The sequence below is a fragment of the Brevibacillus fortis genome (assembly GCF_003013395.1).
GTDB lineage: Bacteria > Bacillota > Bacilli > Brevibacillales > Brevibacillaceae > Brevibacillus > Brevibacillus fortis.
Genome location: NZ_PXZM01000008.1, coordinates 1 through 13,201, shown reverse-complemented (window position 1 = coordinate 13,201; position 13,201 = coordinate 1). Strand labels below are relative to the sequence as shown.

At 43.5% G+C, this 13,201-nt stretch carries 5 protein-coding genes; 1 reads left to right on the top strand and 4 read right to left on the bottom strand.

Going from position 1 to position 13,201, the window contains the following annotated elements; genetic code table 11:
• Window positions 1–264 precede the first annotated feature (264 nt).
• From C7R93_RS06510 to C7R93_RS06500, 3 genes are all read right to left on the bottom strand, one after another.
• A complete protein-coding gene (locus tag C7R93_RS06510; protein WP_106838044.1) occupies window positions 265–2,571 on the bottom strand; it encodes a hypothetical protein in 2,307 nt (768 codons plus the stop codon).
• A gap of 120 nt (window positions 2,572–2,691) precedes the next feature.
• Complete coding sequence (locus tag C7R93_RS06505) at window positions 2,692–5,850, bottom strand: S-layer homology domain-containing protein (RefSeq protein WP_106838043.1); 3,159 nt, start codon at window positions 5,848–5,850, stop codon at window positions 2,692–2,694.
• A gap of 451 nt (window positions 5,851–6,301) precedes the next feature.
• Complete coding sequence (locus C7R93_RS06500; protein WP_106838042.1) at window positions 6,302–7,510, bottom strand: TolC family protein; 1,209 nt, start codon at window positions 7,508–7,510, stop codon at window positions 6,302–6,304.
• 272 nt (window positions 7,511–7,782) lie between these two features.
• Between C7R93_RS06500 and C7R93_RS06495 the strand changes: the two genes are divergently transcribed.
• Window positions 7,783–8,442, top strand: a complete 660-nt coding sequence (locus C7R93_RS06495; RefSeq protein ID WP_106779554.1) for a YigZ family protein — start codon at window positions 7,783–7,785, stop codon at window positions 8,440–8,442.
• Between the two features lie 76 nt (window positions 8,443–8,518).
• Here the strand turns inward: C7R93_RS06495 and C7R93_RS06490 are convergent, their stop codons facing one another.
• Window positions 8,519–13,027: an S-layer homology domain-containing protein gene (locus C7R93_RS06490; protein WP_106838041.1), complete on the bottom strand. Its 4,509-nt coding sequence runs from the start codon at window positions 13,025–13,027 to the stop codon at window positions 8,519–8,521.
• Between the last annotated feature and the right edge of the window lie 174 nt (window positions 13,028–13,201).

The window sequence follows — 13,201 nt, the reverse complement described above, 5'->3', positions numbered from 1 at the left end:
ATTAAATATGATCTGTCTCCCCCTCTCGTAAAACTCCTAAAAACCCAGTCTAGAAATCCAATATTTCACTGCCTAATCTGCAGAGTTTAGAGCGAGGGGTTATCGACAGCCTTAGAACCCAATGAGGACCTTTTCCTTCTCAGTGAAAAAAGATAGATTTATTAAAAAATTGACTTGGACAAAAAAGAGCCTACCCCTCTCGAGGTAGGCCCTTCAGAAACTTTTAGGATTGACCAAATGTCATCCCCTAAAAACTTCGGTTAATTAGTTAGCAGTTACAGTCACATCAGCTTTAGCAGCTGTACCGTTAGCGTCTTTCAGATCGCCACTAGCTTTTGTAGTAACAGTTACAGTTTTAGTTGCATCGTAACCAGTACCAGTTATGTCTGTAAAGCTAATTTGCACTTTATTGTTAGATCCAGCAACCAGAGTAGCAGTAGCTGCTCCTCCGCCTGCAACAACAGAAGTATCTGCAACTTTAATATCGTAGTTAGTCAAAATCTCTGCGATAGTTGCATCTGCTGCATCTGTTGCATGCAATGCCTCATTGAAAGTCAAAACGAGAGTGTTACCAATCTTTTGAGCGGATTGCAGAACAGCTGGAGTGTTATCTGCAACTTTTACAGTCAGGTTAGTTGCATTAACAACATTGTTTGCTTTATCAGCTACATTGCTAACGCTCAACAGAGCATCAGAACCATCTGGATTAGCTCCGAAGTTTACAGAACCAGCAGGCAGTTCGATAGCAACTTTGTTTTTCGCAGTATCAGTGAAGTAAACTGTAGTTCCAGCTGGAAGTGCTGCACCATCAAGTTTGTAATTAGCTACCGCAAGAGCAGAAGCAGTTACTTCCTCACCAAAGAAAACAACAAACTTGTTTACAGTGGAAGCACCGTCAAGAGTTGCAACTGGTTTTGTAGTATCGGAACCAGAACCAACAGTTACAGTAGTCGAAGCTACAGAGCTGAGGTTGTCGAAATTATCCTTAACAGCACCAGCTTGCAATTGAATGGTGTATACTCCATCAGGAATAACTCCACCGGCAGTAAAGCTAACCACAAGAACTTTTTCGTTACCCGGGCCAGCTTTTCCGATCGTAGTTGCATCTTCTGCATTAAATCGAACACCATTAGCATCTGTAATGACGATTTTCGCTTCGCTTACGTCTCCAGCAGCGCCTTTAAATGCTTCGTCAAAAGTAAGCTCAACGGACTTCTTATCATCAGCTACTTTAGAAGAAACAAATGCAGGACCAGTTTTGTCAGCGCTGAAGGTGAAGGTTTGAGTAAATTGCTCAATTCCGTTACCAGAAGCATCTTTTACTAGATCTTTAGCAAGAAGCAGAGTTACAGTTGCTGTGTTCGTAGGAGTAGCACCATAGATTTCAGCATCAGCGAACTTTACATCATAAGTTTTACCTGTTGCGTCCGCAGCATAAAGTGTAACAACGCTGGCTGTTCCGTTTAATGCAGAACCTTTAAGGAACTTAAACTCACCATCTACAAGAGCAGCATCGCCTGTACCAAGAGGCTCACTGAATACAACACGCAGGGTGTCTTGCCCAACTTGAGTTACAGAAGTAATTGTAGGTTTAGTATTATCTACTACTTTTGTAACAGTTCCGTTAAAGATAGCCATATCGTTGTTAGACAAGTCTTTAACACTTGCTACATAAATTGCAGCAGATTCACCACCAGCAACAGTCACACCTGCAGCAGTCAATGCAGCAGCAGGAATAGTAATTTTAGTATCACCATCAGCAGTTACAGAAGCAGCTACAGGAGTACCTTTAACACGAACAATTGCAGGACCAGCCTTCAATGGCTCAGAGAAAGTAATTACCAGATCGCCGGTAACAGCAAACTCCGATTTAGTAATTGTTGGAGCAACAGTGTCTTCAAAAGTTACCGTTTTGGAGAATTCAGTTACTGTAGATTTTTTATCTTCAGTTTTCACATCTTTAACTCCAAATGTGAAGGACTTAGCAGCTTGAGAAGCTTTAAAAGTCAAAGTAACGGACTTTGCATCTTCTGAAATAACTGGAGTTGCATCTGCAGTTGTAATTTTAGCTCCGTTTTGGTAGTAGTTTCCTACGTCCTCAGCGGTAGCTTTATCAACTTTTTGGTTGAACTTAATAACGATTTGAGAGCCGTTAGCAGCACTTACAGATTCAACTTTCAGTTCACCTGGAGTGTCGCCATCAACTTTAGCTTTAGCATCTACAGTTTCAGTAGAAGTGCCATCTGGCTTAACTACATTGTACAGGTCAACGAAGTCGGATTTTTTCAGTGGTTGCGCGAAAGCAGCTGCGCTACCATCTTTGATGATTTCGGAGAAGAAAGCACCTTTTCCGTTGATGTGTACGAACACGAGGTTGTCAGATCCAACGCGCAGATCTTTTGCGTATTGAGCTTTTGCTTCTTTAGTCAGGTTCAACAAAGTTGTTGTGGAGTAAAACTTTTTAACATCTCCGCCAACATAAACACCAGCTTGTGGTGCAGCATATGCAGAAGCTGCCATGCTAGCTACTACTGCAGTAGAAAGAACTGAAAGTGCTACTTTTTTATTCACGTACTACCCCTCCGTATGTTTGATAGGAAGTTCTCTTTTTAATAGGGTATGTAGTACAGAAGGGGGAAAATCCCCCCTCTATACTACACTTGTAAATATAGTTACTACTGAAGAGTAATCTTACGCTTCGTTGTAAGTTACAGAAGCTTCGTCAGTCTTACCATTTGTGCCGGTAACTTTCAGAGTGCTGCTGTTAACTTTACCTTCAGCGATAGCTTCTACATAGATCTCGCCATCTTTGATGGACAGTTTGATATCTTCTTGAGGCAGTTTAGAACCATTTACGTAGAGTTCAACTTTCTCGATATCGGATTCTTTAACACCCGAATTCAATTTAGCTGTAACAGCCAGGGTTTTCATGCCTGCACCAGCTTCTACGTATTTACCAGTCAGTTTGGAAGCAATTGCATCCCACTCACCTGGTTTTGGCTCAGTTGGCTCTTGCTTCAAGAATGCTTCTGCTTCATCTTCCAGGTCGTCTTTACGAACTGTCTTCTCGTCGGAAACGATCAGAACGTAGTCGTATTTCGTACCGGAAATGTCAGCGCTGTCGATCATTACAATGTAGTCGCCTTCGTTTACGCTATCTACGCCACCGAGGTCATCGAACAGATCGAAGTAAGCTGTAGCAGATTTGATGCTAGCTTTCTTCTTGTTGCCATCAGCATCTTTGTAAGTGATGGTGTCTTTGTTTACATCATCAACCAAACCAACGATCAATTTGTCGATGTTTGCATCTTTCAGGCCTTTTTCGTCAGTTACTTCTGCGAGCATGCCTTTGGAATTTTTGTTAACTACTTCAACTACATCGTCAACAATAACTTCGTCGTTGGAATCCAATGTGAATGCGATGAAGTCGTTACGACGGATGTCGTCATCTTTCAGATCGTCTTGATCGCCATCCAGTTTGTATTCTTTCTCAACAACTTTGTCGCCATCTTTAACCCATACTTTGATGGTGTCTTTACCGCCGGAGCGACCGAAGTCAATCACTTGACCGTAGAGAGCGTCACCAGACAGACCGTCACCTTCAACAACGAAGATTGCTTCTACTTCGTCTTTATCGTTTACAGTGTAGATTACGGACAGGTCGTTTTCGTCAGCAACGTCTTTGAACTTCGCAGTTTTAGCGTTTTTCAGTTCTTTACGTTTGCTGCTCTCTTCCAACTTACCAGTCATGTTGAAGACAGCTGTTTTGTCAGTAACTTCGTAGTCGCCAACCATGTCGTCGTCTTCATCCGCGAGGTCATCCCAAGCTTTGCCGGATTCTTGTTCAACTTTTACAGGTTTCAAGAATTCAACTTTACCTGGTTTGCCATCTGCATCAAGAGTTACTTGTACGAGCAAAGTGTCTTTGTCTTTGCTAGGTACCAGGATCTCTTCCAGATCATCTTCATTCTTACCATCTCTGGAGAAGTTTTTGCCATCGAAGTCATAGATGTTTTTAGCTTCGAGGGAAACAGTAATTTCTTTACCTTTTTGAGTCAGCACACGGAAATCATAAGTGTCTTTGCTGGAGTTGAAAACTGCTCCACGAGTGATGATTGCTTTTTGTTTGCGATCGTCGATAGCATCCTTAGTTTCGATGTGACGAACACGACCAGAAGCATCCAGGTACAGTTTTACTGTTTCGTCGTCCAAGCTGTCAACCAGATCCCAGTGGTCTTTGTCGATGTCTTGAACATCTTTGTTACCGTCATCGGAGAAAGTAGCACCTTCGTAAACGCGGTATGTTTTGTCGCCGATAGTCAGGCGGTAGTCGTTGTTGTTACGGCTAACAACTTTGTCTACTTTACCTTCTACTACTGTGTCAGTAGCGAATACCAGCAGTTTGTCTTCGTCGCCATCAGCGTAGTATACGCTGTAAACCATGCCTTCTTTCAGCTCACTGAATTTAGATGGTTTTCCGTTGAGGAATACCAAGAAGTCTTTACCTTCTTCTTTGTCTTCCAATTCGTTGAACTTGTCGTTATCACGGTTCGTGATTTTCTTCTTCTCAGCATCGATTTTGGAGATAACTTCGGAACCGTATTTAACGCCTTCGTCTTCTTTGTTCATGGATTGGTCGTCAATAACGTGGATGTAAGCAATCTCGTTATTGTTGTCCAGAACAACTTTTGCACCAAATGTGAAGCTGCCATCAGCGTTGTCTTTGATGATTTCTTTCAAACCATCAACTGGATCGTTGAAGCGAGTGAAGTTGTAAGTTACTTGGGAGTTTTTGTTGAAGCGGTAGGATTTGCCGCTAGCATCCAACTCCAATTTCAGATCAGCCAGATCAGAGTTGCTCAGATCTTTTGGATCTTCCAAAGTTTTGCCTTTCAGAGTGAATTCGCTCAGGCGGTCCATGATAACTTCTTCGTCTGTGGAACCTTCCATCCAAACGATTACGTCTTCACGGTCGTCTTTGATCCACACTTGTACGTGTTGACCAGCGAAATCGTTAGCGTTGATACCGTCAGCTACTTTGTAAGTAGTGTTACCGATACCAGCGTCTTTACCGTTCAAAGTAACTTCGTTAGCTTTGATTTTGCCCAGACCGATAGCTGGTACGTTAGTTACCAATGGCAGGTCATCGCTGTCGTTGCCAGCTTCTTGAGCCCATTCCATGTCACGTACAGTAACTTTCAGGTATTTAGTCAGGAGAGTTTCTTTCGTGATTTCATGACGGATGTCAGTACCGAATTCAACTTGCTCCATCAGGTCTACGCGAAGAGCGTTGTCGAGCATTTTGAAGATGTCGCCACGAGTTGCTGCATTGTTAGGAGTAGTGATGCTTCTAGCAATGTTCAGCTCGGAAGCTTTGGAGATCATGCTGTTAGGCCATACACCCTTAACTGCTGGCTCATAACCCAGTGCACGAACGATCATAGTTACTGCTTCAGCATAAGTAACTTGGTTTTGTGGTTTGAAAGATTTGTCCGGGAAACCTTTTACGATTTCTTCGCCGGAAGCTACGTTTACGAAACCAGCAAACCAATCAGTGGATTTTACATCTGTGTAAGTATTGCTGAATTGTGCCAATTTCGCACCTTGCTCCAGTCCGCGAGCGCGAACGATCAGAGTAGCGAACTCTGCACGAGTGATAGTTTTGTCTACACCGTATTCGCCGTTGCCATAACCTGCTACCAGGCCAAGAGCTTCCAGACGTTTTACGGTTTTTTCCATATCAGCGTCCATTTTAGGAGCTGTAGTTGCTGCTTCTTCTGCTGCGAAAGCCATTGGAGCAACAGTAAGTGCGAGTGCACTAGCCAATACACTGTTAACGACCTTTTTCATAACCTTGTGTTCTCCTCCTCTAGTATAAACAAATTGTTCTTGGGGAATATTTGTTGTTAATCTATCTTTCTTTTTAAAGCCCGAATCCTGCAAGCGCGTGTCACCTCCTTTCGCAGGAAAGCCTCGCTTTTTGTGTTAAAAATCTCTAGTATATTCAGTATTGTGTAAAATGCAACAATCACTAGTGTAACACAACTGCTAGAATTCGTGAATCTTTTTTACACAATTCCCCGTTTTTCGTGTGACATCCTATTAAACGCCTGAGCGAATCAAAAGTTGCGGCGCCTTCGAAAAAAAATTAAAGTTTTTTTCGTGGTTCGTTATTCACCTGTCCATTATGTACGAAGTGACATCCGCCACAATCCGTATTATAGGGGACATATGGCGGGCTGTCACGACTGAACCTTTTTCCAATTTGGTTCAAGAGCTTACAAATCTTGCTTCAATCGAGTTAATTCCCTAATGCATTTTCAAAGTTTACGACAGCCAAGTTGTAAGACAGGACAGCTTTTTGGTACTCGTTCTCACGAGTAGACAATGCTTCTTCTGATTGAATTACTTCCAAAGTCGTCGCGAGTCCATTTTCATAACGCAAATTTTTCAAACGATAGCTCTCAGCTGCAGAATCTTTTGCTGCTTTTTGGAAGTCAATCGCCTCGCGAGCTGCCTTTAGGTTGAAGTATGCCTGTGCAACGTCTTTCGAAACAGTACGTTTTGCCTCATCAATGGCAAGCTGCGATTTCTCGACGTTGTTGCGAGCTTGTTGACCGGAGAGAGTTGACGCCGCAGTATACTCGGCGATCAGCTTCACATTCAATTCAGCCAGCTTGAGCTCTTCTTCTGCTTTGGTAATCTCCAAACGTTTAGAGAGAGCCTGCTTCTCCGCCTCTTTCATGGTGATTGAGATTGGAGCCATTTGTTTATTTGCAGAGACGACTTTCCATTCTTTTTGCAGATCAACGCCAAGGAAATCGTTCAGATCCATTACGGCAATTTCCAAGTTGTTTTCCGCAGTCGTCAATTGAGCTTTTGCACCTGCCACGCCCATTTCTGCCTCAAGAACGTCTGTCTTCGCGTTGGTTCCCACATCAAATGCAGCCTTGGCTACTTTCAGTTGTGCTTCTGCACGAGCCAAGCTTTGTTTTTTCAAATTCAGGTCATCCTGAGCAAAAATCAGCTTGTAATAGGCATCTTGTGCGCCAAGTTTGATTTTTCCTTCTGTAGTCTTAACAGCGAGGGCATTCAGCTTTTTGGTCATTTCACTTTGGGCGCTTCTCACAAACTTTGCTTGCGCTGCATCCAAGGAATCCAGCATATCTGCTGTCATTTGTGCTGTGCTTCTATAGGTGATCGAATTGTTAATATCTGCATTTTTCGCATCCAGACGAGCATTTTGCAATGTGACGTTGGTCTTGAAAGCTTGTTCAATCGCTTTGTCCAGTGTCAATTCTTCTTCTGCAGCAGCATCTGGGGTTGATACATTATCTTTACCTGCCTCAGCTGCTACTTTATCGTTAGATGCTTGTACAGTCGTAGGTGCCTTTGCTTGATCGGAGCCTGTATTCGCAGATGCCGTCAAGGTTCCTGCGCCAAGTGCTGTTGTTAATAATGCCGCCAAACTGATAGACATCCATTTCTTTTTCGAATATGGAAAATTCACTGAATTCCACTCCTTCATTTTATATTGAGCATAAAATTATTAACCACGTTAAATATGTGGTTTGTCCCAAGATCACTATATCACAGAGTTATCCTTCTCACACGCAAAATTATGCCATACCAGCATTTTCATAAGGGAATCATAAGCAGCTCCTCCCTTTCCTTTTTTATTCCAGAAGCGCTATATAGAGTACTACGATTATGTGTCAAAAACATTTCAGTGTTCGCCAACAATTCTTTTGCATGCTATCCTTTTCTTGAGGTGATTGTACGATGCTTACACAATACAAAACCATCGCTGGCTACGGTGAGGACTATATCGTTATTGAGCGCTCCCGTTTTATCGGATATGCCCAGCGGGTTACCACTGAGGAAGAGGCGACAGCGTTTATCGCGATGATAAAAAAGAAGCACTGGGACGCTACCCATAACTGTTCTGCCTTTGTCATCGGCGAAAACGATCAGATTCAGCGCTCAAGTGATGACGGAGAGCCAAGCGGTACGGCAGGCAAGCCGATCCTGGAATGCATCAAGAAAAACGGCGTGAAGGATACGGTCGTGGTCGTCACTCGCTATTTCGGCGGAATCAAGCTGGGAGCTGGTGGACTCGTTCGGGCTTATACAGCTGGAACCGTCACTGCATTAAAGGCCGCGAAGATCGTGGTACACACGCTCCATCAGACAATCTCTGTCAGCGTGGACTATACGTGGTGGGGCAAGGTGGAAAACGAGCTGCGTCTAGGTGAACATCGCGTGAGTGGTACGGATTTCACAGACAAGGTGACTGCACATGTGCTGATCCCTGAGGGTGAGCAGGATGAGTTTGTTGCACGGATGGTTGATTTGACGAATGGACAAGCTCAGATCGTGCTCGGGGAAAAGGAATATGTGGAGGTTCCTGTAGACGCGGTTGGAGATGTGGAAGAAGAGTAATTTCTCAATGAAAAAAGCTGAAGAGGCGATGACCTCTTCAGCTTTTCTTCTATTATATATGGCGAAATATCTCGGCTTACTGCTTAGGCAGTTTTTTGAGTTGGACCATGACACGAATAGTGATGACAGCCATCTCAGCACGAGTCAGGTTATTAGTTGGTTTGAAGCTATAGGTTGACTTTTTCTCACCTGGATTATCTATTTCGCCGTTCATCAGCTTCGCCTTGCTGACAGCAAGTACGGATGGAGCTGCATAGTAGCTAACGTCTTTGGCATCTGAGAACATTTTGTTCAAAGCCACCTTGGATGCATCGAGTGTACCCAATTTGAGATTAAGTGCACGTGAGATCATGATTGCAGCTTCTTCGCGAGTAAGATTTTCATCTGGACGGAAGTAGCCTGGTTGTTTTCCACGGATAATCCCTGCACGTGCAGCTGTCTCGATGTATTTGTACTGATAATCCCACGAATCGCGATTCGGACGAACATCGGTAAAGGTTGGTTCTAACGGATCGCGCTCGTTGCTATCCCGATATGGTCCAGCGTTAATTGGCAAATCCATCGATTTGACCAGCATCGTTGCAAATTCGCCGCGAGTCATGTCACGGTTAGCCCCAAAGCTGCTTCCGCTATATGCTGGCATGATTCCTTTGGCGTACAGCGTTTCAATTGCATCACGAGCGAAATCATGTCGAATAACATCATCGTATGTTTCTCTCGTTTTCATGACCATGTAATAACCAAAACCAGCAAACGGCACCGTAACAGTCTTTTTGCTTGTACTCACTACGCCACCAATATTTTTCCATTCATCCCCATTGTGGTAGTAAACCGTCAGGATGTTATTCGCTGCGTTTACGATGGATGGATCGTATTTGATGGTAAGTGTACCGCGAAGGCTAGGAACCAGATTGTCTTGCCAACGGCTCTTGAAGTCTTCCGCATCGCCTTCATCGAAGTATGGATCGCGACCACCCGGAGCTTCTGTATCACCTGCATCTACATAGTACAGGGGACTTGCATAGTTAAAGTTTGCTTCCAATACCAGTCGTTCTTCCAGATTATCCTCGTCGATGGATATTTGTCCTGTTGTCCGGTCAGCCATACCGAAGTAAAGAGGTACATCGACAAAAATATCTCCGTTTGGATTCTTCACTTCTTGACCAGCACGGCTGTCATCTGGTGACAGCAATACGGTACCTTTCGGGAACTTCAGCTCAAATTGCTTATCAAACACACTAAAAGCAGTTTTCTTTCCTAATACATCGCGATATTCTGCACCATTTACAGTTGAGCTCGCATTGTAGATCTTGATTTCGTCTTTATAGGTGCTATCGCCTACCACGACCGAGAATTTTATTGTGTTTAGACCTTTTTTAAGTGGAACTGTAGATGTAAAGACATAGTAAGTCTCAGGGATTGTTTTCCCTTGATCGTCATCGTAATAGAAGTCAGGGTTGCTTGTATTGGTCACTTTTGCCTCTGTTTTGCCGAACAATACTTTGTCTGCATTTTCCGCAAACACTTTCACAACTGCACTGTTGCTATTTACGATAACGTATGGATCGTTTTCTTTTGCTTTTACTGGAGACAGAACTTCCCAGCTGGAATATTTCTGATCGATGTTGATGTCATAGCGAATGACAGTACCATTGTCATCTTCGGCTACGATGGTGTAGACCGTTGTGCCACCCTTTTTCAACGTAAGTGGGAAGAGGGCCAGTTTCTGTTCCTGTTCTTTGGCATCAGTCACAGCATCTTGCACTTCTTCAACAAGATCGCCATATTTCTTCGTGGTCATCTTTCCTTCAAATCGGGAACGAGACTGTGAATCAATGTTGTGCTCATCGAACAAGTCTTCCAAATCGTTATTCAACGCCGCTTCGAGGCGCGCTTTTACGTATTCCTGGTTCGTCGTATCTTGTTCCCAATCCCCACTCTTGTAACGGAAATCATTGATACGTTTCCCGTTCTTTTCGATGTAAACATGTGTTGCGTCATTTACTGTAAAGCTCAAGTTGGTCAAGAAGTTAGCGCCGGTTTTATAGGATGCATCTCCAGCTTTCTTGGTTAGCTCTTCAGTTTTACCATTGGAGATGATCTCCAGCTTCACATCCTCTACAGATGGCGTCTTGGATGAGTTGTAGGAAACATTATAGGTGAAAACTGTTTGTGGATCGTCTTTCAAGGTGATTTTCAGGACGTTGTTGCCTTTTTTGTAAGCGAGCTGATCTTTAGCGATAAGGAAGGTACCTTTGTTTGTATCGACATCAGAAATAGTGATTTTCGCACCATTTAAGGTTGCCTCAATATTACTTGGCGTACCGCCCTTCAATACATAGTTATACACTTTCCCGTCGAGATTGCGGATATCATTCTCACTCTTTACTTGATATCCATCTTCAAAGCTGCGTACCTGTCCAGTTGCATCTACATAGGTGATTTGAGCAAATGGGGTAATGCGTATATCCAGGGTGTAAGCAGCAGATAATGAACCCGCTCCACTAGTATATCCAATCACCAGTTTCCCTTGACCCTGGGGCAGCTTTTTAAGAGTAAGCGTGAATTCTCCTGTCCCAGACGAAATTACATAGTCTGTTCCTGAAGTTAACTCCTGTCCGTTATAGGTGATCTTTGCAGTGTTTGGATCTGGTATATTTTTCGTAACTACCTTCAATTCCAACGGAGAAGTGACGATTGTATTCGCGGTCGTCGGAGACAATACTTGTGCGTTTGCCAAATTAATCACTTGTGAAATGTTCGGCTTGGTGCTATCCAAGTATTTGAATTCGTACTCGTAATTCGCAACATTAATGAAACCCGATGGAGACGTTACAGTATTATCTGAAGCCTTTGTCAGGTATTGATAGCTCAAAGATACTTTGTACGTTTTACCGTCTACGAAGCTACCCGCTGGCACCGACATTTTTACCGCATATTCCGTAAATCCGCTTTGCGGGTTGCCAATCGGTGTAAAGGTTACCCCGTCGGCATTCTTGTATTCTTTTTTCGTCGCACCCTCGGAGATCGTAATTTTGAATTCCTGGAACTGTTGTTCACCAGCAATGTCTACAAATTTTAACAGTGCAGCGCCATTCAACTCCATGGCAGAAGAAGAAGAAGGACCTGATATCGTCGCTTGCTGGTTAGGCAAAAGTGGAACTGCCCCCAACATTACTTTATAAAATTGATCCGAGCTTCCAGAGGATGTAGTGGTGACCAACAGCTTGCGGACAAAGGTACCTACCTCTTTGTTTTGGTTAAAGACTCTGATTTCCAAAGTATTTTCGCCAAGCTGGGATGGTACACTCAATCCAAATGAACCTGTACGGTTCACCTGTGTTTTAACTACATCACCTGTACGCAGGTTTTTTACTTCAACGGTATCTGCATTTAGCGCTTTCCCGTCCAGATTCAAATTCAGACGGTTGAGCGATGGAACCGTGATATAAGTCGGACTCGTGTTGACATTCGGATCGTTCAGTGGTGTATCATTTACTTTCAAATCACTAACAAGCGGTGTGTTGTTGTATTGAACATAGAACTGGTAGTGCTCTTTGGTTACATTCCCTACCTTTTCGTAAAAAGCGATCTGATTCAGACCGGGCTTCAAGCTGATGTTATTAAATGTAAAAGTGCTACCATTAATCGCTGGTGCAGTGTTGGCTAAGTCTTGAATGGAGCTGCCGTTGTTCGTAATCAGCTTCAGTCGCAAGCTGCTTCCCGTTACTCCACTTCCATACGTACCAATCAAGGTAATAGTAGAGTCCCCATAAATTACTGGGGTATAGGCTGTCGTTCCTCCAGAGAAGTTGGTAATGGAGATCGGGCTGTTCTGTGAGTTGTACTCGTAATATACAATGGCACGTTCTCCTGTATTCGGTGCAAACAACTGAACCGCATTCAGACCAGGAGATAGATCGATATCTGGCAAGGTACCTCCAGGACCGGTTACAGTTCGAACGGTTACTCCGTTTACCTGAACTTCGACAGCTTGAGATTTATCCACTGCGGATGAGACAGTATATTTGTATTTCAAATTCGTTACTGTTCGATTTGTTACCTTGATAGGGTCACTTTGATGCTTACCCGCTCCGGCGTTATCAAAAATTAGCGGACCTGTTCCTGGAGCAGCAGGGGTTGGTGTGTACTGGAAGTAAATCTCTGCTGTATCGTTCGTTGGATCCACCGTTACTTTTGGCCTCACTGTAACTTTTGTTACTGCTCCACTGCTATTCAGTTGAAAATCAGGCAGTGTAATTTTTTCGTTTACAAATAGTTGATTGTTCGGAAGTGGAACATTATCAATTAAAACATCAAAGCCTTGGCCATTTTTAGTGGCATCCTTGTAGAAAAGCTCGACTTGGTATACCAATTTGGATTTTGTCTTAATCGGGTCGCTATAACTTGTGCCACCCCCGCTGATGACATAGCTAGATGGTGGTGTCTTAATACCTGACGTAGTATTCCAATTAGAACCCAGCGCCGCAAAAGCTGGTACCGCTGGCAAAACACCTGTAACAATCAGCATCATCGTCAGGCACATTACCAGCCAACGACGGAATTGTTGATAGGACTTGTTCATATTTTCACCTCTCCGTTTATTTTTGAAACCTCTTATGTGTCCCGCACTATTAATGGGACAATGTAATTCTCCCTATCTTTATCGGATAATTTCCTTTTGCACTTAAGTGTTTCCCCCTAAATATTGGCGAAAAAAAGCCCTAGCACCATTAGATTGAACTGTTACCCGTTAGAT